We start from the raw sequence: 23699 nt of genomic DNA, 5'->3' as shown, positions 1-23699 counted from the left end.
CTATCCAGAGATCCCTTTAGCGGACCGCAAACGGCGCGGCGTCAGCGTGTCTGAACGCCAGGCCACAACCGGATCGGGTAAAGTCCGGAGCGATCCTTCCATTCTTCGGGATCGGTGCCCCATCGAACAGTCGCTGTTCGATCCGGACATGATCGTGAAACCATTCAAGATGGCGCAGGTTGCGCATGGCACACAGCACATGAAGATGCAGGGCGGGCGCGCAATGGGCCGAAAACGGGATGTGGAAAATATCCGCCAGGTCGGCCACGCGAAGCAGTCCGGTGATGCCGCCGCATCGTGTGACGTCAGCCTGCAACACATCGACAGAACGAAGGCTCAGAAGATTTCGTGCATTATCGACATCATAGATGTACTCGCCTGCGGCCAGTTCCATCGGCGCCGGAAGATGCGGGCGTATTAGCGCAAGCCCTTCGGGATCGTCCGAGGAAACAGGTTCCTCAAACCAGCACACGCCATAAGCCTCCCTGGCCATGCGTCCTAATGCGATAGCCTCTTTGACATTCAGCGCCCCGTTTGCATCCATGAAGAGCGCCGCGTCACCAATTGCCTGACGCGCCACTGCAAGACGATGCCGGTCACGATCCGGTTCCCTTCCGACCTTGATTTTGACGGCACGACATCCGTCACGCTGCACCCAGTCGTGAAGCTGTTCGGTAAGCTGCTGATCGGAATAGGTGGTGAAGCCACCGCTCCCATAGATCTCGATATGGTCGCGTCGGGCTCCCAGCAGGACGGCCAGCGGCAGGTCCAGCAGCTTCGCTTTCAGATCCCATACCGCCGTATCGACTGCCGAGATCGCATTCGCCGCAATGCCGGCGCGTCCCATATTACGAACGACTGTTTGAAGCTCATCCCAAAGTCTTTCGGGTGAAAAAGGATCGCTTCCGATGATCTTCTCCTTCAGAGAACCCTCAATCAGACGGGCCACCGAAGCATCGGAATAAGTATAACCGAGGCCGACGCATTCTCCCGCCGTGACATGAACGGCGATGATCGTTGTGGCCGACCACGCCATAGTGCCATCGGCTTCCGGGCTGTCAGTCGGAAGCGTAAAAGCCTGCGCTGTTACGCCATCAACAGAGATATCGGAATAATTCACGATTTGTGCGAAGGCAGGATGGAGGCCAGCATTTCCTTCGCCGATCCAATGATGACACTGGCACGCTCGGGTTCCGTCGGCAGGGAGGAGAGGAACGCCTTTGCCTGCTGCAGGGTGATATGTGGTGGCAGCGGTGGCACGTTTGGGTCCGTGCGTGCTTCAAGAATAACCGGACGGTCGGCGCTCAAAGCTTCGTCCCAGGCAGCCGCCACTTTTTCTGGATCATCGACACAGATGCCTTTCAGGTCCAGTAGTTCGGCGTATTTGTGATAGGGAAAATCCGGAATGGACTGTGTGGATTCCGTCTTCCCTTTACCGAGCTGGATACGCTCTTCCCATGTTACCTGACTGAGATCCTGATTGTTGAGAACAAGAACAATCAGTTTCGGATTGGACCATTGTTTCCAGTATTTGGAAATCGTGATCATCACATTCAGACCGTTCATCTGCATGGCGCCATCCCCCATGCAGGCAATGACGGTGCGCTCAGGATAAGCCATCTTTCCTGCCATCGCGTAGGGTGTCCCCGCGCCAAGCGACGCCAGCCCACCTGAAAGAGAGGCTTTCATTCCACGACGCATTTTGAGATCACGCGCATACCAGTTGGCGACCGAGCCGGAGTCAGCGGTAATGATGGCGTTCTCGGGTAAACGTGGTGAAAGCTCCCAGAACACACGCTGTGGATTGAGGGGCTGAGCACTGGTCATGGCCCGCGCTTCCAGAACTTTCCACCAATCGGCAACTTCTTTCTCGATCTGCGTGCGCCACGACCGGTCATTGTTGCGCTGAAGCAGCGGGATCAGAGCGCGCAGGGTTGCGGCGCTATCACCCTGAAGGTTGATCTCCATTGGATAACGCAGAGAAAGGTTGGCGCCGTTGATGTCGATCTGCACCCCACGCGCCTGCCCCGGCCTTGGCAGGAATTCACTATAGGGAAACGATGATCCCACCATCAGAAACGTGTCACATTCCTTCATGAGATCCCATGAAGGTTTTGTACCTAGCAGACCGATCGAACCCGTGACGAAAGGCAGTTCATCCGGAACAGCGGCTTTTCCCAGAAGCGCCTTGGCGATGCCAGCACCGAGAATTTCTGCGATCTCCAGCAACTCATCCGTTGCCTCAAGAGCACCTGCTCCCGCAAGGATGGCGACCCTCTTTCCAGCATTCAGAATATCAGCTGCCGCACGGAGACCTGCGTCCTCCGGCACTTTGCTTCCGATTGTCGTTCCAATGCCTGTATGGGTCGAACCATGCTCCATCGGCGGCTCGGAATAGGATAACTCCTGCAAATCATTGGGAACAATGACGACCGTAGGGGAGCGTTTATCGCGGGCAATGCGTACGGCACGATCAATGGCATGCCGCATCTGTGACGGTTCTGTCACCGTCACGATGTATTCGCAAGCCACATCCTTGCAGAGCGATTGCAAATCGACTTCCTGCTGATAATTCGAGCCAATTGCCGTTCGTGCCTGCTGCCCCATGATCGCCACGACGCCAACATGGTCGAGTTTGGCATCATAAAGCCCGTTCAGAAGATGGATCGCACCAGGTCCTGACGTGGCGAAACAGAGCCCCACCTGCCCGGTAAATTTTGCATGGGCCGTTGCCATGAATGCCGCCATCTCTTCATGTCTTACCTGGATATATTCGACGCGACCTGCGTCAACTTCCCGTTGCAGAGCAATATCAATGCCTCCGGCACCGTCACCCGGATAGCCATAAGCACGTTTGAGACCCCATTCCTGGAGACGTTTCCATAGGAATTCGCTGACGTTCATCTCGGTCTCCTCATGGAGTCATTCAGGTAACAACGGGAAATTCATTCCATTATAAGTATTTTCGACGACAACTTACCGAACACGCCTAACAAGAAGGGTGTCTTCTTTCTTCGCGTAAGAAAATACCCGCCGACAACCGATAGAAGTTCGCCGATCTCTATTGCCGGTCTGTATTGACTGTATAATCGTCAATCGCCGATGGCCACGTCGATACTGCAGCCCAGAAACTCGTCTGATTTTAAGCTATATTCTGCCAACTATGCTCGATATATTTTCAATCAAAAATAACTCAATTTCCATTTAACCATGCTTTATACACGAAGAGTTACAGAATCTTTTCTCCTCACTCTCCGTGACAAAGAAAGCCAGATGACTTCGCTCATCAGAAAAATCTTTCCAGCATTAGGCTGCATGCTGGTTTACACCCTTCTCGGCGATATGTGTCAGTTTCTGATCAGCCGATTTTTCCTCCTCAAGCGTCTGCTTCAGGACGGCGGCACAGTCGGGACGGCCAAGCTGTATGGCATAAGCGATAAGGCTGCCATAACGGGTTATTTCATAATGCTCTACGGCCTGAGCGGCTGAAAGCATGGCGGCGTCACAAACTTCAGGATCATCACAATCACTAATAATGTCTTTTGCCTCGGCAAGGATTCCATCCATAGCCTGACACGTCACCCCTTTAACGGGCTGATCGTGCATATGGAATACCCGCTCCAGTCTGTGGACCTGCTCTTCCGTTTCCGTCAGATGATGCTGAAATGCCGCCTTCAGCTCCGGATCAGCAGCGTTTTCCACCATTGTGGGCAAATTCTTCACGATCTGATTTTCAGCATAATAGATATCCTGAAGGGTATGCACAAACAGATCGTCAAGAGTCCTTATCGGTTTCGAAAAAAAGCCCATGGATTTTCTCCATTTTCGAACGTATGCCCTTTACCTGAACTGGTATGGGACAGTTCGTAAGTTAAGGAAAGCATTCGGTTTCCGGGGACATCAGCAATATTGCCGATGTCCCCGGTACCTGACACAGAGTCAACTATTTTTGTGGCTCTGCTGGCCTGCTTTGACATGTTGCTCATGCGTGCCGCCCCGCGTGCCGGAGCCATGCTCGCCTTCCTCTTTCTCGCTATGCGATGTGCCTGCATTCTTGTGGCTCTGCTCACCAGCTTTGACGTGCTGCTCGTGAGTGCCGCCTCTCGTGCCGGAGCCATGCTCACCTTCATTCTTTTCGTCATGCGACGTGCCAGTGTTCTTGTGGCTCTGTTCGCCAGCCTTGACATGCTGTTCGTGACTACCACCTTGATTTGCCATTTTTCTATTCCTCGTTTCCAATATTAAGACGGTCACGGATACGGCCGTCATTACAACAAACCATTCTGTTTGAACGAGGTTTCAAAGATTCATCGAAAGTTACGAATTCTTTAGAAAGATAACGCATTACAATAAAACACGAACACGTCTTTTGTAATTCATGATCAATACATTTTCTGTGCAATATTGACTATGCTACGGAGACATACAATTTGACTGAATAGGAATACATCTGAACATAGATAATGTTTTTTTGAATACATAAAGAGAACGCAAGTGGAATGCATCTCGGTATCGACTTGTGCAGAGCACAACATGACAAGATGCGCTCATTCAGGCACCTACAGACGCATTTTCTACATTATTCATGAAAGCAATATCAAAAACTATATATAAAATACTCTAAAATATCCCCTACACGTTCATTCATGGAGCATAGGAGTTTGCCGATTATGGTGACGGCTGGCAGCTAAACATCATCCAGTAGAGAAAAGAAACTTTTATTCATCGTTTTCGCATGCGAAGCGCAACTCATGGCTTCTCAAATCCTTAAACCTGCAGAACCTGATATCCGCAGGAGCAATTTCTCATGAACCACGCATCCCCCACGGCTCCCTGTCGTCTCCGGATCAATGGACAGCACTATGCCGCTGACCTGCCGCCATCCGTCACATTGCTGGACCTGCTACGGGAACGGCTCGACCTTACCGGGACCAAAAAGGGATGCGATCACGGACAATGCGGTGCATGCACTGTGCTCATTGACGGAAAACGTGTCAAAAGTTGCCTCGTACTTGCCGTCTCGATACCGGACGCTGCCGTCATAACCATTGAAGGCATCAATCAGGACGGTCAGTTGCACCCGATGCAACAGGCTTTCATCGACGCTGATGCATTCCAGTGCGGTTACTGCACACCGGGACAGATCATGTCGGCCATCGCCTTGCTGGAAGAGGACCATGCCCATTCCCGCGAAGAGATCCGTGAGTTCATGAGCGGCAATCTCTGTCGATGCGGGGCCTATAACGGCATTGTCGAGGCTATAGAGCACGTCATTGCTCAACAAGATCAGGACAGCAAGGGAGAGGCCGCATGAGGAATTTTTCGTATTCGCGGCCCGGTACTTTTGATGAAGCATGCCGTGTCACTGAGCACACGCGCTTTCTCGCTGGAGGAACGAATCTGATCGACCTCATGAAATCGGATGTCGAGCGGCCTGCCCATGTGACTGACCTCAAATCCCTGTCCATGAACCAGATTGAAGAACTGCCTGATGGCGGCCTGCGTCTTGGCGCTTTGGCAACCAACGCCGATACCGCAGCTCATCCTCTTGTCATCAGACACTTACCACTTTTGGCCTCAGCTATTCTCGCGGGTGCCAGTCCCCAGATCCGGAATGTAGCGACCAATGGAGGCAATCTGAATCAGCGGACACGGTGCCACTACTTTTATGACCCGGATATGGTGTGCAACAAGCGCTCACCCGGCACCGGCTGTTCTGCCCGTGGTGGTCGAAACCGTATCATGGCTGTGCTGGGAACGAGTGAGGCTTGTATTGCAACATTTCCGTCAGATATGTGCGTCGCCCTCGCGGCTCTGAATGCAATGGTTAATCTCCATGGTCCGGAAGGCGAGCGATCGGTGGCTCTGCGTGACTATCATCGTCTGCCGGGAGAGACGCCCTGGATCGATAACGTCCTGCAGCAGGGCGAGATAGTAACGTCCATTGATTTGCCTTCAGTTTCATTTGGCGAACATTACACCTATCTCAAAATCCGGGATCGGCTGTCTTTCGCTTTTTCAATCGTGTCTGTTGCTGTTGGTCTGGAAATGGAGAGTGGACTGATCCGGCGAGGTTGTCTCGCGCTGGGTGGCGTAGGCACAAAACCCTGGTGTGTGCCGGAAGCAGAAGCGTTGATGAAAGACAAACCACCCTCTCATTCTCTTTTCCGGGATGTGGCCGAACGTATCCTGGAGGGTGCCGTCGTGGATCGTGACAATGCCGCCAAGCTGAAGCTTGCGCCGCGTGTCATCGAACGGGCGCTGTGGCAGGCCGCTGAAGGCACGCCTCAGTCCCAGACCTGCAAGACTATCCGCTGAAGGAGACGGAATGTGAACGTTGTATCAGCGAATATCGGGCAGCCTGTCCCGCGGATCGATGGTTTTGCCAAGGTGACCGGGCAGGCGACCTATGCGGCTGAGCCTCATCCGCCGGGTCTGCTGTATGGGGTTATCGTCAACAGTCTGATCGCGCGGGGCCGCATCGAGGCTATCCATGATGAGGCGGCGCGCGCGGTTCCCGGTGTGATTGAGGTTATGACGCATCATAATCGCCCACACACGGCATTATTTGAAAAATCCTATGTAGATGGGCTGGGCGTGCCGGGATCGCCTTACAGGCCTCTTCATGACGGTGAAATTCATTTCAACGGGCAGCCGGTCGCCGTAGTCTTCGCAGAGACGTTCGAGGCGGCGCGTGAGGCAGCGATGCTGATTCAGGTTGATTACGAGCGCTGGCCGCATAATGCTGATTTCGATGCTGCCCTGTATCAGAAATACATGCCGTCAAAAACACGCAGCAATTATGTCCCGCCGAAAACACGAGGAAATGCTTCCGAAGCATATGCTTTGAGTCCGATAAAGATCGAGGGGCGCTTTCATCTTGCTCCGGAACATCACAATCCGATGGAGATGCATGCCACGACCGTCATTCCTGAAGAGGATTGCACGTTGACGGTGTGGGACAAGACACAGGGGCCTCAGGCAGTTCAGACTTATCTGGCGAGTGCTCTGTCACTTTCCGGAAACGAAGTGCGTGTACGCAATCCTTATGTAGGCGGTGCGTTCGGTTCCGGATTGCGTGCACAGCACAATGTTTTTCTTGCAGCGCTTGGCGCAAAGATGCTGAAGCGTCCGATTCGCGTGACCCTGACGCGACCGCAGATGTTCACGCATGTTTTCAGGCCGGAAGCGGTCATGGATATTGCGCTGGCGGCTGACAGGGACGGAACCCTGCAATCCATCATTGTCGAGGGCGTCACCGATACGTCGCGCTTTGAGCACAATATGGAAAATCTCGTTATCTGGGGACCGATCGGTTATAAATGCCCGAACGCGACGGCGGATTATAAAATAGCGCCGCGCGACACCTATACTTCCAGTGATATGCGCGCACCGGGTGCTGCAACCGGCGTCAACCTTTTCGAAATGGCGATTGATGAACTGGCCTGGGCCTGCGGAATGGACCCGCTGGCGTTCCGCCTGCACAATTATTCAGAGATTGACGCCATGCATAACATGCCGCTCACCAGCAACGCTTTGCGGGAAGCGCTGCTGCAGGGCGCGGAACGGTTTGGCTGGAATGGACGCCCGCCTGCGCCGCGCAGTCTGCGCGACGGCAGGGAGTTTATCGGCCACGGGATGGCGATCGGCATATGGGATGCGATGTTTTCTCCCACGGCCGCGCGGGCCAGGCTCACATCCGACGGGCGGCTCCATATCGCGACCCCCGCCTCGGATATCGGCACCGGCACCTATACGATCCTGGCTCAGACGGCGTCGGAGGCGTTCGGTATTCCGATCGACCGGATCGATATTGAGCTGGGAGATTCCACTCTGCCGGAATGCCCGACGGAGGGCGGCTCATGGACGGCGGCATCGGCCGGGGCCGCCGTCTGGCTTGCGTGTCAGAGTCTGCGTGAAAAATTCCTGAAGGCACTGGCAAAAAGTGAAAATACGCCCGAGCGGATAAGGCAGAGTGAAGTCACACTGACGGAGGGGGAGCTGCGCGGCGTCAGGGATGGTCGCCGCGAGGTTTTTTCTCTTCAGGAAGCTTTATCTTTCATCGGGGAGGCCTCTATCGAAGCGGAAGAAACCGCGAAACCGGGGCTGCGGGGCAAGATCAGCGAGATGCGGAAGGCCCGGTTTACCCACAGCGCGGTCTTTTGTGAGGTGCGAGTCGATGAGGAGCTGGGCATTGTCCGCGTGACGCGTCTTGTGAACGCTGTGGCAGCGGGGCGCATCATGAATCCGAAAACGGCGGCCAGTCAGGTGCGCGGCGCGATGGTGATGGCGACCGGAATGGCGCTGCATGAAGAATCCCTGATGGATGAGCGCTACGGGCGGTTCATGAACCATAATTTCTCGGAATATCACATTCCGTCTCATGCGGACATTCCGGAGATGGATGTTCTGTTTGTCGATGAAAAAGACGAGGAAGTCAGCCCACTGGGGATCAAGGGCGTGGGTGAGATCGGCATGTGCGGCACGGCGGCGGCCATTGCCAACGCCATTTTCCATGCGACCGGGAAACGGTATCGCACTCTTCCGATCATGCCCGGCGCCTGACTTAAAGCATGGAAAACCCATTATGAGTCCGGAGACTTTTCTTCAGAATGACAGATGGCTTCATGTCTGCGTCGACATGCAGAACATGTTTCGTGAGAAGACGCCGTGGCGTGCGCCATGGATGCCTCATATTCTTCCCAATGTTGTCGATATTGTAAAACGGAACAGAGAAAAAACGGTTTTTACACGCTTTATTCCTCCACAATCCGCCGGTCAGGCGCCCGGAGCGTGGAAGGAGTATTACGAGCACTGGCATGAGATGACACGGGCGGAGATTGATCCGCATCTTCTTGAGCTGGTTCCGGAATTAGACGGCTTTGTGTCTTCTGACAACGTGTTTGAAAAGAACAGTTATTCCGCGTGGCGATCGGGAGAGTTTCGCCATTATGTCAGGCAGTATGATCCGACGGCCATTGTGCTGACGGGAGGCGAGACGGATATCTGCGTTCTGTTTACGGCTCTGGAAGCCATAGACCGGGGCTACAAAACTGTTGTTATTTCTGATGCCATTTACAGCTCGATGGATGAGATGCACGACACCATACTGGATTTTTATACCACGCGATTTACAAACCAGCTTCTGACGCTCTCCACAAGGGAGTTTAACTGCCTTGTGTCAGCAACCGGCGGCTAAGCATTTTTCTCCGACTTCGCGTTCCAGAAATGATGTATCATACTTCACGCAAAGTCAGGATACATCATGACAAAATCCAATATTCTTCTGATACGCCATGCGGAAAAACCCGATAAATGTCTTCATGAAACCGGGATCGACAATCATGGCCGGGATGACCCTTATTCACTGAGCAAAAAGGGCTGGCAGCGGGCGAAGGGGCTTGTGGGTCTTTTTACTAATGAAGAGGACCGATTGCCGGTACCAGACCGTATTTTTGCCTCCGCGTTCCGCCCTGACGGCGGTCATAGCCGACGACCGGAACAGACCGTCCTGCCTCTGTCCGAAACATTACATTGTCCTATAGATCTGACCTGGGCGTTGCATCAGGAAAAGGAACTGAGTGTTGCTCTGTCCGGACTAAAGGGCACGTCTCTGGTCTGCTGGCAACATCAAGGGCTCGCGGATCTGGCAAAAGCCGTTTTAGTAACGCAGTGGTTTTCCGCTCTTCAGGAATGGCCTCCTGATTGTTATGATATGATCTGGCGGATCAGCCGATCCGGTTCAGAGACGCGGTGGGGCTTTGTATCATATCACATGACCGACGACGGCGGATTGCAGTTACATGCCGATGAAACCGGCAGGCCTCCATTGTAATGCCGAGACGCCGGGACGCCGCGCCAGTTCCGCGACAAAGGTTGGCGGCCACACAGTGCGGCGACGTCCACGCCACCGAAGTTCAAAATGCATTTCCGCTTTTTCACCCTGTTCTGAATACGCGACGGATTGCCCGGCGATCTGAATGGAAGCATTGGCACATCGGGAAATGAGTTCTTCAGTTATCGGCTTTTTTGTATCTGCAATGACGACAATTACCGCACGTTGATCTTCGTGTAATGCACGTTCTATAAAACTAAAACCCCACAGGACGGCCAGGCCCAGCACGGCGCCAATAACGCCCAGAATAATCTGACCGCCGCCGAAACACAGGCCGATAACGGTGACGATCCATAGGGTCGCGGCAGTTGTGACGCCGAGAACCATATTCTCCCGCCGCAGAATAGCACCCCCACCGATGAATCCCATTCCGGACAGGATGCCAAGGGGCAGACGCATCAGGTCCAGTGTCACGAAGGAATCCTGCCTTTTCCCCACCGTGCCGAGCAACCAGTTCGCCTGCAGCATGGCCAGACAGGCGGCGAGGCAGACCAGTGTGGTTGTACGCAACCCGGCCGGACGTCCACGCTGATCACGATTAAGACCAAATGCTATTCCCACTGCCAGCGCGGCAATGAGTCGCAGCACAATGTCACTCCAGTTCAATGTCATCGTCATTATCGGCGAGACTCCTGTCAGGGAAATACCTTTCCAGATAAACAAAAAATCTGTGGTCCCGAGAAATTTACGGTGTCGCCGTGTGGGCATTAAAGCCTGTCCGCATGACAACGCCCGATCCGGCTACAAGGTTCTCTTCCCTCGTCAGGGCGCGGTATCAGGCGGTGTGCGCGGGTTCTGTGGGGTAGACGATAGCGTATCGCCTACTGGGAAATTTGTTCGTGTAAAACTGTCCAGACCGCCCAGTGCGAGCAGAATGGACAGCCAGAACAGACCGCCAATGGCAAAAATCGCGGCCAATGACGGTGCGCGTGTAATACGCATGAAGCCCCAGGCAACCAGCAGCGCCATCAGTCCGGCACACGCGCCAATGCCTCAGTTGAGCCCGGCTGCACTCATGAACAGTTCCACTGCCAGCAGCAATAACAACACAAGCCAGCATGACAGGACGCGGACCATCACACCCGTCCGATCAGGTACAGGACAGGGAAAAGCAGGATCCAGACCAGATCGACAAAACTCCAGTAAAGACCGACGATTTCCACGGGAATAGGGCGAAGTGGTTTACCCCTACCCCGGTAAATCTGTTGGCAGACCCAAGCGATCAGCCCGATCCCCACCAACATGTGCAGGCCATGCAGTGCGGTAGAAAGAAAATAAAAACTGTAGAACAGTTGCGCGCCACCAGCCTCCGGGCCGCCTAGCAGACTGTCGGGTTGGGCTCTGCCGTAGTGGTGAGTGACGGAGGCGACGGCATTTATACTGCCGTCAGTCGCGTGATCCTGCGGCAATTGTATGCGAGGGCGACGAGCGTCCATTCTGTTGCGACATTGGCGAGGCCACGGAGGTGAAAGCGGGTGAAGCCCATGATGCTCTTGATGATGCCGAAGACCGGTTCGACGGTCTGCTTGCGTAAGGTGTAAAGGGCTTTTGCCGGGTTCTGTTGCAGTCTGGCCTTCATTTCCAGGCGCCAGGGCTCGGTGATCCGGCGCGGCTCCCTGGGTGGCGGTTCCGGCCGGAAGTCATAAGGGCGCCGGTCCATGGGGCGTCCGATGGCGACCAGCGGATCCACGCCGCTGGCCTGCAATAGTCCGATGGCTTTGCCGCTGGCGAAACCCGTGTCGGCAAGGACGGTGCGTGGCAGGCCGATCCTTTTCTCCATGCCCAGGATGGTGGCGGCGAAGCTGGGCGCGTCCGCCGTCGTCGCAACGATCCCATGTTCCAGGATCAACTGGCTGCCCTCGGCACAAACCACGGCCTGGGCGTTGTAGGCTTGCCGGTATTCATGAGCGTCGGAGCGACGCATCAGCTTGCTGTCCGGATCGGTCAGGTTGATCTGCCGGTCTGATGGCGGTTTATCGTCTGGCTCTTTCGGCGGCCGACCGCGCCGTCCCCGCTTCGCATCAAAGGCTGCCTTCTTGCGTTCGTATTCGGGCCGGGCGGTCTCGGCCTGCTCTCGGGCTTCCGCTTCCAGCCGCGCACAGGCTTCATCCAGCTTTGCCTTCAGAGCCTCCCGGCGGGCCAGTTCCTCCGGCAAGGCCTGGTGATCCGTATCGGTCGCATCTGCCGCTTCTGCCCGCTCCATCAGGGTGGCGATGTCGGCGGTCAGCTTCTCGCGCAATTCTTTCGCGCGATCATAACGGATGGAACGGTATTTCGAGGCGTTGGCATCGATCTTCGTGCCGTCGATCGACACCGTGCCCAGTCGCATCAGCCCCGTCTCGCGTGCCAGTTCCAGCACATGCAGGAACGCTGCCTCGATCGCCGTGCGATTGCCGCGCCGGAACGCTGCGATCGTGTCATGGTCAGGATGCAGGTTCGCCGCCACAAAGCGCATACCGATGTCACGATACGTCGCCCGTTCGATCCGACGCGATGAGAATACGCCGTTCGCATAGGCGTAAATCAGCAGCGCCAGCATCAGGCGCGGATGATACTGTGCCTTGCCGCCAGTCCGCCGGGGCACCGAAAAGGCCCCCAGCGGCACCCGCTCCACCGCCGCCACGATGAAATGCGCCACATCGTCCGACGGCAGCCATGACTTCACATCCGGCGGCAGAAGATACGGCTGCGATCGATCAAATGGGATGAAGCTGCTCATCCTGAAAGCTTACCCCAGATCGCCAGAGGCTGGTACCCCAACCCGACAGCCTGTTAGAGCCTGAATCAGAAAGCGGTTTGATTGATTTTTCGCAGAACTCTGCGGATATGGGCAATCATCAACCACGCGTGGGATGACGGGATTGTTGCCTCGACATTCTTCGTGAGGCGACGGCAACGTCCGAGCCATGCAAAGCTACGCTCCACGATCCAGCGTTTGGGCAGGACGACGAAGCCTTCGGCCTGATCGCTACGTTTGACGATCTCGATCGTCCATCGGCCGAGTTCAGCCAGCGCACCACGCAACTTCTCGCCAGCATATCCCCCGTCACCGATCAGATGGCGAAGCCAGGGAAACAATGAGCGTATCCTGACCGCTACCAGCGGCGCACCATCACGATCCTGAATGTCGGCGGAATGTACGACAGCCGCCACGACATGACCCAGCATGTCGGTCGCGATATGTCGCTTGCGTCCCTTGATTTTCTTGCCCGCGTCATAACCGCGTGGGCCGCCATTTTCAGCGGTTTTAACAGACTGGCTGTCGATAATGCCCACTGAAGGCGTGGCGTCTCGCCCGTCCTGCTCACGCGACAGAATCACGAGAATATGGTTCATGGCTTCCCATCTTCCCTCGCGGATCCAACGGTAGAAATAGCCCTGTACGGTCGTGAAGGCCGGAAAGTGCCGGGGCAATTGTCGCCACTGGCAGCCGGTCGTGACGATATAGAGGATCGCCTCCATGACCCGGCGCAAATCCGTACGTCGTGGTCTCCCCAGTCGTTTCCTCTCGGGCATCAAAGGCGCAATCAGCGCCCACTCCGCATCGCGAAGGTCGCTTGCATACTCCAGGTCGTCCCGGCGATACTGCGCGCGGGTGATTTCAGTCCAGGCCATCTTGATCTCATCAGGTTCTCGCAAACCCATGAATCATAACCCGCTGAAATCACTCAACTCATTTTCGGTCAGACACTTAGAGGCAATGGTAGTTTTCAAAAATTCAGTATTGACCTGCCTCGTAATCTCTGGAGACGTCGATTTTCGAACGTGCCCACCTGAAAGCTGACAGTCAGCTCTCCCCCCATTGTTGACATCCTGTGAATATTGAAGGTCGCAGAAAAATGCCGGAAAACCGGAGTGGTCGCATATTTTCCCGCACTATCGCGCAGAAAACAGTCAGGCGTATTCTTTGAGCCGGCATCGAACGCCTGAAAGCCACGCCCAAAGCCATGATTCGAAAAAATCATCACTCTGAATCTAATGTTTTCGACATCAGAAACACATCAACCCCGCTTCCCAGGCGACAGTTTCGCGAATAAGGCTCGACGCGCCGCCTGTGTCGATAGAAAATCTGTAGTTCCTGCCGTCATTGATCGTGAGATCCATCACGACACGGCTCCCCCGTCATCCCCCGACAGCACCAGAGAGAAAAACAGCGAATTACACCTCCGGTCTCGCGCCGGAACATCTTTCTGCTCATGATCCTCACCATCGCCGCAGACGTGACTATCCGGAAACTTCCTCTCGGGCTGCCTTTTTTCGTCACAAAATGGAGCGGCACATGCCTGTGGGGCGCAATGATCTGGTGCGCAGTCACACTGCTCGACCACATCCGCTCCACATCAATCGGCAGCTTCCTGCCCGGATATTACTTCGCCACCGTCGACCTCGCCGTCTACGCGCTGGCCATCGCCACAATGGCAATCCTGAACAACAGGCACCGACAAATCATAAAATGATGCTGATCGTTGTCACACGCAGCCCGGAACCAGCGCGCCTTCTCGGTAAAAAAATCGGCAAAGTCTCGCGGTGACTTTCCAATCACCTGACATCTTCCCCCGGCCACAGAAAAAACAACCCCACCAGGAGCGGCACCGGAGCCAGAAAAAACCCCGAAGTCAGCCCCCGTGCGAAAACAGACAGAAACGCCCCGGCAATACACCCCGCCCAGCCAAGCCCCGGCAACGCCGAAGCCAGCGTAAAACCTGGCTTTCCCCGCCAGAGCCCGCAAAGAAACCCTGCAATATTATCAGCGAATTTCACAATGTTATTGGTCACAACAATCGTCTGCACGGAAATACCTGAAAACCGCGAAAGCGCCTCGCCCTGCATCGCCATGGCAACAGCCAGCAGCAGCGTCTCAACCCGCGAACTGCCACCCGCCGCATGAGACCAGTGCACACCCTGCGCGATAACCAGCAGCCCCGCCATCCACAGCCATTCATGACGATACGCCGGCAAAGCCCGCCGCAACAGGCTCGCCGCCAGCGCCCCGCAGAAAAACAGCCCCAGAACAGTGCCGACAGCCGCCGCCCTGGCCCGGTCCCCGTCCGCCAGAGCAATCCCGAACGTGGTCGAATTTCCCGTCATCGCAGCCGTGAAAATGCCGTGGAGTTCAACATACCCCACGGCATCCACATACCCGGCCACAAGGCCCAGCGCGAGAACGCGCAGAGCCGAACGTGTCAGGAGACTCATCAGACAATAAGCGGCTTGTCCTGACGAAGTTTCGACAGCGTCTCATCATCCAGGTTGAGGTGTTCCTTCACCATCTGACGCGGCGAAAGCCCCAGCCACTGATTGGCCGAGAAATCGGCAAAGTGATCGCTTTTGAACGCTTCCAGAAAAACCATAGGCTCATCGCCAATGTTTTCCAGATAATGCCCCATCCCAAGCGGCACATACCCCACATCGCCGGCACAGTAATCAAACGTCCGCGCCTTGCCGCCCGATGCGAAAACCGTCATACGCGCCCGGCCACGAACGAAATACTGCCACTCGTCATTGTTCGGATGCCAGTGCATCTCACGCATCCGCCCCGGCTCAACCACATTGATCGCCGCCGCAATGGTCGAGGCCGCCGGAAAATTGCGGGAATCCACAACACGCACGGTCCCGCCAGCCGCTTTCGCAGGCTCCTGCTTCAGAAAGCGGTGTGTATAACGGATCGGTGACGGCCCCTGCGGACATCTGATCGCGTCTTCCTTCGCAACCGTGGGCTCGGTCCCGTTAAAAATCCAGCGGGTCTTTTCAACATCCGTCGGCAGATTAGCGAAAGCTGATTCCGGCACACCGAAATTCTTCGCCAGAATACGCCGCGGCGTATGCGCGAACCAGTCGCTGATCAGAAAGGTCTCGTTTTCGGAAAAGTTGGCGTCATCAAAGACAAGAAGGAATTCGCACCCCTCAGCCCCAAGCCCCTGAATGGAATGCGGAATGCCAGCCGGAAAATTCCAGATATCCCCGGCCTCGACATCGTCCACAAAGGGCCGCCCCTCCGTATCCAGCGCCGTCACCCGCGCCTTGCCCGCAATCATGAAGCCCCACTCTGCTTCTTTATGATAATGCAGCTCACGGTAGCCCCCCGGCTTGAGCCGCATGTTGACCCCCGCCAGCGTCGTGGCCGCCGGCAGCTCCCGAATGGTAATCTCCCGCGCCCATCCTCCGGACCCCAGACGATTACGCGCGTCAGCATAAGAAAATTTCAGATTGGGAATGGTCCCCGCATCCGTGTCGGGCGACGCCAGCAGATCAGGCACCTCCCGCTCACGCGGCAGATTACGAGGCCCGAGAATACTCGCACCCCGGTCCCCGCGAATGGGTTCAGGCGCTTCGGGTTTTGAATCAACCCAGGGAAGGTCGGTCATGGAATGGCTCCTGCCTGATGAGAATTATGACAAAATATGTCACAAGCAGGAAGAAGACATTGATGTCCATCAAGAACGATAGCCATATTCAGATATTCACAGGAATGTGATGAATGTTTTATATTTGTTACATCCACACAAAATCAAAGTAATTAAAATTAATACCAGATAAATCCTACGATAATATTCCCGTTTTACATTGCCTGACTGAAAAAACAGCGCTCCACCCGGATTATCCGTCCGCAACCCGATGGTCCGGCACCCAGTCACCACACAACCCGCCAGATCACCCAAAAACCGAATTGAAATCCATTCCGCTTCCGGACCATACTTTTCCGGAACTCTCCGGAATCCCTTACGTCCCCAAACCGAACCAACCCCCGAAAAACGAAATAAATCCTCCCGGCGTCCGTCAGAGACAGCCCCAATAACAGGTCACCCCGACCCAGGCCCTCGCCATGTCACTCCGCAGCCACCTTCAGCCCGAGCCCGTCCGACCATGCACTCCGCCACAACCTGCTCCCTCGGTCACACCGGGCCGAAACAATACGTGACCCCCGAGCAAATCACCCCGACCCCTCTGGAAAACCAGTCCTCCCTGGCACCTCGAAAACCTCTTCGCCAGAACCGTCAGCCCCGGTAAACAGAACCATCCGCCAGAGCAGGGCAGGGGAGACCGCCCCGCCTTTCAGACAAACTCCGAAAAGCATCGGAAGCCCATGCGTCCCGCCAGAACAGCCCTCGCGATAACCGCTCTCGTCACCTCCGGCCTCATCCTGTCCCCGACGCATGCCCGCACGCCCGGGGCCGCCGCCAGCCTCATCGCCCGTTTCCACATGCAGCCCGTCCCGGTGGAAGGCGGCTGGTTCGCCCAGGTTCAGCGCACGGACGAGACCGTCGACGGCGCTGCCCTGCCGGCCCGCTACGGAAATACCCGGCACCCCGTTTCCACAGCCATCCTCTATGTCGAAACCACCATCGGCTTCTCCGCCCTCCACCGCCTGAAAACCGATGAAGTCTGGCACTTCTACGGCGGCGATCCCGTCCATTTCCTGCTTCTCACCCCGGACGGCCAGGCCCGCGAAGCCAGTCTCGACGCAGACAATCCAGCCCTCGTCGTCCCCCGCGATGTCTGGCAAGGTTCCGCTCCCGCCGGCCCGCGAGGCTGGTCCTTCACCGGCACCACAATGGCCCCCGGCTTCATCCCGCAGGATTTTGAGCCCGGCCAGCGCGACGTACTTACCCGGCGCTATCCCGCCTCTCAGCGCCAGATCGCCGCACTCACCCGAACCGGACCCGTCAGCCCGTGAAAAGCAGACACATCCTCATTGCCGCCCTTGTGGCAGCCCCCCTGACCGCAAACGCCAGCCCGCTGGCACGCCCGGAAGCGCCCGTCCTTCATCCGACACCAGGCAGCACATTGCAGGAACTGCTCGGCGCAACAGCCAGACTCCATTCCGATCGGATGAGCATCGCGCTCTTCACACTCGCCGCAGGCACCACCTATCCAGCCAGCCACAACATCACCTCCGAAGAGATTTTCCTGATTCACTCAGGCGAAGGAACCATCTGGCTGAACGGAAGCCCCGCCACGGTCTCAGCCGGAGATATCGTCCAGATCCCTCCTGGCGCCGATCACAGTATCGAAGCCTCCCGCCAAAAGCCCCTCAGCTTCTACGCGATTTCCGCCCCGCCATTCCGCCCGGAAGACACAGTCTCACCCCACTGACACCCGCTGTTGCCGGTAAACCGCGCAATCTCTGGCCGTGTTGACGCTAAAAACAGGCCCCAGCCGAACGCTTCTGTCCTGAAAAATCGGGCAGACCCAAACACCGTAACAGGGACAGCTAAATTTCTGAAAACTGAGAAAACTGGCTGGGGGACCTGGATTCGAACCAGGGCTGACCGGGTCAGAGCCGGTAGTTCTACCGCTAAACTATCCCCCAGCAAGACAGGAAAGGTGGCACATAAGCCCACGTTTCTGCGGTGAGCAGGCTGTTACCATCTGAGGACTGCCCGGGCAAGAGCATTTTTCCGCATCTTTTACCACAGGAAAATTTTTGCTTGCCCGCACCGTCATTTTCTTGAAATATTGCCATAAAATTGCCCTAACCCAAGGACCAGACGATGGACCGTTCCCGCGCCTGGCCCCGGACCGAGGAGGCGATCCCAGCCCCTCCGCCCGTGCCCGCCAGCTTTCTTCCGCCTTTGCCAGGACAGGTTGCTACCAACCCCCAACCCCTTCGCGAAGCCGTATTTACATCAGGTAAACCTGCATCTGGCCCGGTCTGGCCTGCGGATAAAGCCGGATCTTTCATACGTCGGCCAGCAGGCCAGGATAATGATGACGTGTTCGCGGCGATCGATCTGGGCACCAATAATTGCCGCCTGATGATCGCCGCCCGCGTGAATGGCGGGTTTCGCGTCATTGACAGTTTCAGCCGCATCGTAAGGCTAGGCGAAGGGTTGCAGAAAACTGGCGAGCTCGGCGAGGATGCCATGGTCCGTACAATGGATGTGCTCCACGCCTGTGCTGCGCGCCTTGGCCGCAGACAGCCATTCGGTTTTCGTGCCGTTGCGACCGAGGCTTGCCGTCGAGCAAAGAACGGGCGCGCCTTTATAAAACGCATTCACGACGAAACCGGACTTGAATTCGAGATTATCTCAGGGCGCGAAGAGGCGGAACTGGCTGTCGAAAGCTGCTCCGAACTTCTCTTTGCAGGTTTGCAACGGTCGGCCAGCAGTCCGGTATCCTCTGCCAGCAGTGACGGAAAACCAACGCGCGGACTGCTTCTCGATATCGGGGGCGGTTCCACGGAGATTGCCTGGGTCCGTCTCGATCAGCAGAAACGCACGCATGACGTCATCGGCTATATAAGTCTGCCTTTTGGCGTCATTACATTGTCAGAGCAGTTTTCTACCCGTCAACCGGGTAATTACCGGGATATGGTCGCCTTTGTCGGGCAGCATCTTAAAGCTTTCGAGACCACTCACCGGATCAGTCGGGAAATTCTCTGCGGTGGCGTGCGTGCAGTTGGTACCAGCGGAACAGTGACAACTCTGGCAAGCCTGGACCTTGATCTTCCCCGATACTCTCGTTGTGCGATCGACGGATATCATCTGGGCGTGGACAATGCCCGCAAGGCGATTGCACGTTTGCATCGGATGGGCACGCAAGGTATGTACGTGCATCCCTGCATCGGCCCGGAACGTGCCTCCTGCGTTATGCCCGGCTGCGCCATCTTCGAAGCATTCCTGTCCTTGTGGACCTCCGATATCGTTGTCGCGGACCGGGGGTTGCGCGATGGTCTGCTCACCCGGATGATGCGGAGCAACGGCTCCTTCGGCGCGAGGCGTCAGGGATGCGCCCGGCTGCACAGAAAGTAGCATCACAAGGTGTCCGGATTTTCCGATAGCGCCAGCAGGAAGAAGTAAACAGCACTTGACCACTCCTCCTCCTCCCGCAAAGCGCGGCACCGGCAGCAGGTCGGGCAATTCATCCTCCGATGGCCCCCGTGTTCCCGGTCGCGCGCTGACGAAAAAAAGCGCCCCAGGCGTCCGGGATGGCGGCGAAGATGGTCTCGCGCCCCAGAATATCCGCACGAAGGCCGTCTCGCTCAAAAAATCACGGGGACGAACCACGGCTCAGCAACGCTGGCTTGCTCGTCAGCTTAACGATCCCTATGTACAGGCCGCACATAAGCAGGGCTGGCGTTCCCGTGCAGCCTTTAAACTTATCGAACTCGATGATCGCTTTCACCTGATCAGACCCGGGCAGCGCGTGGTCGACCTGGGCGCCGCTCCTGGCGGCTGGACCCAGGTTGCGGTTAAACGTGGCGCGTCCTGTGTAGTCGGCGTCGATCTCCTGCCAGTCGATGAAGTGGCCGGAGCTGAGATTATCGAAGGTGATTTTACCGATCCCCAGTTGCCCGGACGCCTGATAGAAATGCTGGGCGGCAAAGCCGATCTCGTTCTCTCGGATATGGCGCCAAACACCACAGGTCATGCACCAACAGATCATCTGAGAATTATCGGGCTTGCGGAAGGTGCTTTCGATTTCGCCCTGGACGTTCTGGCTGAGGGCGGAACATTTGTGGCGAAGGTATTTCAGGGTGGGTCCGAAAAGCGGATGCTTGATCCGATGAAGAAAGTTTTCTCAAACGTGCGTCACGCGAAACCTCCGGCAAGCCGTAAAGATTCAAGTGAACTTTACGTCGTCGCCACCGGCTTCAGACCAGAAAAACTTCAGGAACTCTCTTCATTAAGAGGACGGGATAAAGATTGATTATAACCGGAACGTAATTTTCTGGCAGGGTTTTATGGACATATTTTGCAACTTTAGTCAGGTCAGACCGTTTTCAGAAAGAACCTCAATGGAGGAGTTACGGACCTATGGCTACAAAACAGACGGACAAGGATAATACATTTCTGTCCGACATTCAGACACTTCGTGAACGTGCTAAAAAATCAATCGGTGATGGCGCGGTGACGCCTGACTATCAGGGTGATGTAAAGAAGGCGATCGATCTGCTTCAGACGGTTGTCGCTACAGAAATCGTTTGTGTATTGCGTTACACGATGAATTCGATTTCCGTTTCCGGAATCACCAGTGAGAGCGTTGCGGCTGAGTTCGCAGAACACGCACGTGAAGAGCAGACACATATGCAATGGGCTGCGGAGCGCATCGACCAGCTCGGTGGCGTGCCCGATCTCAACCCTGAAGGCCTCGCATCACGCTCTGCCGCTGAGTACGGCAAACCCGGGTCGCTGGTCGATCTCGTAAAGCAAAATCTGATTGCCGAACGGATTGCGATTGAGCACTATCGTGAATTAATTCGCTATTTTGGGGATAAAGATCCGACCACCCGGATTATGCTTGAGAGAATTCTGGCGCAGGAAGAAGAGCATGCGACAGATATGCACGATCTTCTTGTGGCTCATGAAGGCAAGCCGTTCCTGGCGGCTTAAATCACAGTATTAAATTCCGGCCCGGTGTTGTCTCCACAGAACTCGGGTCGGATTGTTGACGTTTCTATACTCAGCTATATCGACCGGCGCGCCCCGGGTTAAAAACACTCAGGTCGGCTGCTGTCACAAAATGCTCTCACCGTTAAAGAAATTTCTGAAACAGATTCTATGTGCGCTTGGCAGGAGAAGCAGCCAGGTGGCAGCGCGCCAGACGATCAAATTCGCCGATATCCAGCGTTTCTGCCCGACGAGACCCGTCTATCCCGGCTTCATTCAGAAGCCTCTCACCACCAATTCTCTTCAGGGCGCCTCGCAGCATTTTCCTGCGCTGACCAAACGCAGCAGCCGTAACCTGTTCCATAGCGCGGAACAAGCCCGGATCAGGCTGCTCATTATGTGGGGTCAGTTCAACAACTGAGGACCAGACTTTCGGCGGCGGCGAGAAAGCCCCCGGCGGTAATCGCATAATCTGTGAACACGTTGCGCACCACTGAGAAATGACGGCCAGCCGGCCATAATGATCACTGTCAGGTTCCGCGCAGATACGTTCGGCAACCTCAAGCTGGAACATCAGCGTAAGACGTTCCCAGGATGAAGCCTGTCTGAGCCAGCCAATCAGGAGGGGGGTAGCAACATTGTAAGGCAGATTTGCAACGATCCTGCGGGGCGTCGGACAGAGTGTGGTCAGATCAATCCCGGTAGCATCTGCCTCCACGAGATGCAGCCGATCCGGCGCTTCCTCTGCAAGCTCCCGAATAACTGAAACAGCCCTGGGATCGACTTCAACCGCAGTGACAGAGGCCGCCTCGCTGTCAAGCAGAGAGCGTGTCAATCCTCCAGGCCCCGGACCGACCTCAATTACATGCCGTCCGACCAGTGGGCCTGCCAGTTCAGTAATCCGGTCTGTGATGCCAGGATCAAGAAGAAAATGCTGTCCCAGCGCCCGCCTTGCGTCGAGATTATGCCGACTGATAACCGAAGCGAGCGGTTCCCTCATCTCCTCTTTACCTGCCTGGCTCAGGTTTTCGACCTCATGTCGATTACGGCCCTGCGATGCAGATCACGGTCAAGCTGTCGCGCCGTCTGCTCGACGCGTTCATTCAGAAGCTGATCCGCAATTTCACTCGGCGTGCGATTAGCAAAATTCTTTGTCGTCTTTGAACAGACCATCAGCAGAGCAATCCCGTCCTCCGACACCAGCGGTCGGGTTGTCTTACCCAGAGGCAATGTCCCCAGAACCTGCTGCATCTGCGGGTTCAGACGTTCAAGCTGCAACTCGCCTGGATTGGATGGGCGCACTTCTCCCAGCTTTTTGTTGGCGGCAGCGAGATCGTCGCAGCTATGCGACTGCTGAGCTATCTGCACAGCAGTCTGCAAAGCCTGCCGCTGTTGCGGTGTTGGATTCTGCGGGTTCAGGTGCTCGGCAAAAGGAATAAATGCCTGACGGACATTCATCAGGGTCCCTGGCTGATGACCGATGACCCGTTTACCAAGAACGGTGGCAATGACGTAACCACCGGCCACTTTGATCGGATTCGAAATCGCGCCTTCAGGCATTTTGCGCGCCATAGCTACAACTTCCGGATCCAGACTGTCTTCCTGAACCCAGCCCATAGATCCGCCATCAAGCGCGCTCTGAGCCTGGGAAAATTGTGCAGCGACAATGGAGAATGGTGCTCCCTTGCGAAGCTCCTGAATAATGGTTTCTGTAAATTTCAGTTCCGTGTCGCTATGACGCGCATCTTCGACCGGAACGAAAATTTCACTGATAAAATATTCCGGACGTCCTTCCTGTTTCTGCAGCGCTTCTGTTCGCTGTGAAATCTCCTGCGACGTCATGCGGTAACGCGATCCCAGCTCCTGCCGAAGCACCTGAGTCCAGCCTATCTGAACGCGGATCTGGTCAATCAGAGTAGTGAGCGATACGCCGTCCTGCGCCAGCCGGTCACGCAGCGCGTGTTCGGGCATCCCGTTCCGCTTCTCAATTCCATCGATCGCAGCGGCAATCTGTTCGGGACTTACATTGATATGCCTGTTCAGGATTTCCTGCGTGCGAAGCCGTTCATCAATCAGCTGACGAATGATCTGAGGCCGCATGCGACTCATAAGATCTTCACTCATCGGGAGACCCGTCGATAATGCGAACAGCCGACCGCGGTTATCAACATCCCGTCGCGTCAGCGGAATACCATTGATGACCGCTATGATCGTGTCCTGCGTCTCGCCAAGTTTCGGCGCGGCTTTCTTGCCAGCGGGTTTAGAATGAGACGCTGTGTCATCAATGTCGCCAGCAGCCCCTGATGTGTCCGTTGTTTGCTGTTCGTGCATATGGTGATGCCGCTGCGCCCGCGCGGCGGACGGACAGGAGACCGAACCAAGTGCAACCACAAGGGCCAGGGCAGACCCCGTAATGGAAAGGCTCAGTCGCATGCAGATTGATCTCTCACCGTTTCGGTTGGGTTGACGCCTTT

At 55.8% G+C, this 23699-nt stretch carries 24 protein-coding genes and 1 tRNA gene; 11 read left to right on the top strand and 14 right to left on the bottom strand.

Annotated elements, in window-relative coordinates; translation table 11 throughout:
* Window positions 1–16 precede the first annotated feature (16 nt).
* The 4 genes from GOB90_RS05365 to GOB90_RS05350 all read right to left on the bottom strand — a co-directional run bounded on the left by GOB90_RS05365 (window position 17) and on the right by GOB90_RS05350 (window position 4218).
* Entirely contained in the window at window positions 17–1120 is a 1104-nt protein-coding gene (locus GOB90_RS05365; RefSeq protein ID WP_173571937.1) for an enolase C-terminal domain-like protein, read from the bottom strand.
* On the bottom strand, window positions 1117–2904 hold the full coding sequence (locus GOB90_RS05360; RefSeq protein WP_146891220.1) for a thiamine pyrophosphate-requiring protein: 1788 nt from the start codon (window positions 2902–2904) through the stop codon (window positions 1117–1119). The genes GOB90_RS05365 and GOB90_RS05360 overlap by 4 nt, the downstream gene beginning before the upstream one ends.
* Before the next feature lie 402 nt (window positions 2905–3306).
* Window positions 3307–3810: a YciE/YciF ferroxidase family protein gene (locus tag GOB90_RS05355; protein ID WP_146891223.1), complete on the bottom strand. Its 504-nt coding sequence runs from the start codon at window positions 3808–3810 to the stop codon at window positions 3307–3309.
* 129 nt (window positions 3811–3939) lie between these two features.
* Complete coding sequence (locus GOB90_RS05350) at window positions 3940–4218, bottom strand: hypothetical protein (RefSeq protein WP_146891226.1); 279 nt, start codon at window positions 4216–4218, stop codon at window positions 3940–3942.
* A 589-nt stretch (window positions 4219–4807) separates the two neighbouring features.
* On the opposite strand from GOB90_RS05350, the gene GOB90_RS05345 reads away from it, so the two are divergent.
* From GOB90_RS05345 to GOB90_RS05325, 5 genes are all read left to right on the top strand, one after another.
* Window positions 4808–5314, top strand: coding sequence for a (2Fe-2S)-binding protein (locus GOB90_RS05345; RefSeq protein WP_146891229.1), 507 nt, complete (start codon window positions 4808–4810; stop codon window positions 5312–5314).
* Complete coding sequence (locus GOB90_RS05340; RefSeq protein ID WP_146891232.1) at window positions 5311–6318, top strand: FAD binding domain-containing protein; 1008 nt, start codon at window positions 5311–5313, stop codon at window positions 6316–6318. Before GOB90_RS05345 ends, GOB90_RS05340 begins: the two co-directional genes overlap by 4 nt.
* 12 nt (window positions 6319–6330) lie before the next feature.
* The gene (locus GOB90_RS05335) at window positions 6331–8565 is read left to right on the top strand and encodes a xanthine dehydrogenase family protein molybdopterin-binding subunit (protein WP_146891236.1); all 2235 of its coding nucleotides are present in this window, start codon (window positions 6331–6333) and stop codon (window positions 8563–8565) included.
* Window positions 8566–8587: 22 nt separating this feature from the next.
* Entirely contained in the window at window positions 8588–9199 is a 612-nt protein-coding gene (locus tag GOB90_RS05330; protein ID WP_173571936.1) for a cysteine hydrolase family protein, read from the top strand.
* A gap of 66 nt (window positions 9200–9265) precedes the next feature.
* Complete coding sequence (locus GOB90_RS05325) at window positions 9266–9835, top strand: hypothetical protein (protein WP_146891243.1); 570 nt, start codon at window positions 9266–9268, stop codon at window positions 9833–9835.
* Here the strand turns inward: GOB90_RS05325 and GOB90_RS05320 are convergent.
* The 5 genes from GOB90_RS05320 to GOB90_RS05300 form a co-directional block, all read right to left on the bottom strand.
* Window positions 9800–10513: an MgtC/SapB family protein gene (locus GOB90_RS05320; protein WP_146891246.1), complete on the bottom strand. Its 714-nt coding sequence runs from the start codon at window positions 10511–10513 to the stop codon at window positions 9800–9802. The genes GOB90_RS05325 and GOB90_RS05320 overlap by 36 nt on opposite strands.
* Before the next feature lie 144 nt (window positions 10514–10657).
* Window positions 10658–10864, bottom strand: a complete 207-nt coding sequence (locus tag GOB90_RS05315; protein ID WP_242011811.1) for a hypothetical protein — start codon at window positions 10862–10864, stop codon at window positions 10658–10660.
* A 107-nt stretch (window positions 10865–10971) separates the two neighbouring features.
* Window positions 10972–11304 (bottom strand): cytochrome c oxidase subunit 3, encoded by a 333-nt coding sequence (locus GOB90_RS05310; protein WP_242011810.1) that lies wholly within the window; start codon window positions 11302–11304, stop codon window positions 10972–10974.
* Window positions 11271–12614: an IS1182 family transposase gene (locus tag GOB90_RS05305; RefSeq protein ID WP_146891249.1), complete on the bottom strand. Its 1344-nt coding sequence runs from the start codon at window positions 12612–12614 to the stop codon at window positions 11271–11273. The genes GOB90_RS05310 and GOB90_RS05305 overlap by 34 nt, the downstream gene beginning before the upstream one ends.
* 65 nt (window positions 12615–12679) lie before the next feature.
* On the bottom strand, window positions 12680–13510 hold the full coding sequence (locus tag GOB90_RS05300) for an IS5 family transposase (RefSeq protein WP_173571935.1): 831 nt from the start codon (window positions 13508–13510) through the stop codon (window positions 12680–12682).
* A gap of 581 nt (window positions 13511–14091) precedes the next feature.
* Here GOB90_RS05300 and GOB90_RS05295 point away from each other — a divergent pair.
* Window positions 14092–14352 (top strand): hypothetical protein, encoded by a 261-nt coding sequence (locus tag GOB90_RS05295; RefSeq protein WP_146890558.1) that lies wholly within the window; start codon window positions 14092–14094, stop codon window positions 14350–14352.
* Window positions 14353–14434: 82 nt separating this feature from the next.
* Here GOB90_RS05295 and GOB90_RS05290 read toward each other — a convergent pair whose 3' ends face one another.
* Together GOB90_RS05290 and GOB90_RS05285 are read right to left on the bottom strand one after the other, a co-directional pair.
* The gene (locus GOB90_RS05290; RefSeq protein WP_146890555.1) at window positions 14435–15091 is read right to left on the bottom strand and encodes a YoaK family protein; all 657 of its coding nucleotides are present in this window, start codon (window positions 15089–15091) and stop codon (window positions 14435–14437) included.
* On the bottom strand, window positions 15091–16260 hold the full coding sequence (locus GOB90_RS05285; RefSeq protein WP_146890552.1) for an oxalate decarboxylase family bicupin: 1170 nt from the start codon (window positions 16258–16260) through the stop codon (window positions 15091–15093). Before GOB90_RS05285 ends, GOB90_RS05290 begins: the two co-directional genes overlap by 1 nt.
* A gap of 719 nt (window positions 16261–16979) precedes the next feature.
* On the opposite strand from GOB90_RS05285, the gene GOB90_RS05280 reads away from it, so the two are divergent.
* Complete coding sequence (locus GOB90_RS05280; RefSeq protein WP_146890548.1) at window positions 16980–17570, top strand: cupin domain-containing protein; 591 nt, start codon at window positions 16980–16982, stop codon at window positions 17568–17570.
* The gene (locus GOB90_RS05275; protein ID WP_261765991.1) at window positions 17567–17989 is read left to right on the top strand and encodes a cupin domain-containing protein; all 423 of its coding nucleotides are present in this window, start codon (window positions 17567–17569) and stop codon (window positions 17987–17989) included. Before GOB90_RS05280 ends, GOB90_RS05275 begins: the two co-directional genes overlap by 4 nt.
* A 143-nt stretch (window positions 17990–18132) precedes the next feature.
* On the opposite strand, the gene GOB90_RS05270 is transcribed toward GOB90_RS05275, so the two are convergent.
* Window positions 18133–18206 (bottom strand) — tRNA-Gln (locus GOB90_RS05270).
* A 181-nt stretch (window positions 18207–18387) separates the two neighbouring features.
* On the opposite strand from GOB90_RS05270, the gene GOB90_RS05265 reads away from it, so the two are divergent.
* From GOB90_RS05265 to GOB90_RS05255, 3 genes are all read left to right on the top strand, one after another.
* Window positions 18388–19647, top strand: a complete 1260-nt coding sequence (locus GOB90_RS05265) for a Ppx/GppA phosphatase family protein (RefSeq protein ID WP_242011809.1) — start codon at window positions 18388–18390, stop codon at window positions 19645–19647.
* A gap of 55 nt (window positions 19648–19702) precedes the next feature.
* Window positions 19703–20545, top strand: coding sequence for an RlmE family RNA methyltransferase (locus tag GOB90_RS05260; RefSeq protein ID WP_146890545.1), 843 nt, complete (start codon window positions 19703–19705; stop codon window positions 20543–20545).
* 107 nt (window positions 20546–20652) lie between these two features.
* A complete protein-coding gene (locus GOB90_RS05255; RefSeq protein ID WP_146890542.1) occupies window positions 20653–21228 on the top strand; it encodes a ferritin-like domain-containing protein in 576 nt (191 codons plus the stop codon).
* 166 nt (window positions 21229–21394) lie between these two features.
* Here GOB90_RS05255 and rsmA read toward each other — a convergent pair whose 3' ends face one another.
* Window positions 21395–22225, bottom strand: coding sequence for a 16S rRNA (adenine(1518)-N(6)/adenine(1519)-N(6))-dimethyltransferase RsmA (gene rsmA, locus GOB90_RS05250; protein ID WP_146890539.1), 831 nt, complete (start codon window positions 22223–22225; stop codon window positions 21395–21397).
* A 20-nt stretch (window positions 22226–22245) separates the two neighbouring features.
* Window positions 22246–23658: a peptidylprolyl isomerase gene (locus GOB90_RS05245; RefSeq protein WP_146890535.1), complete on the bottom strand. Its 1413-nt coding sequence runs from the start codon at window positions 23656–23658 to the stop codon at window positions 22246–22248.
* Between the last annotated feature and the right edge of the window lie 41 nt (window positions 23659–23699).

It is taken from the genome of Acetobacter oeni (assembly GCF_011516825.1).
GTDB lineage: Bacteria > Pseudomonadota > Alphaproteobacteria > Acetobacterales > Acetobacteraceae > Acetobacter > Acetobacter oeni.
This window is presented reverse-complemented; position numbering and strand designations above follow the sequence as displayed.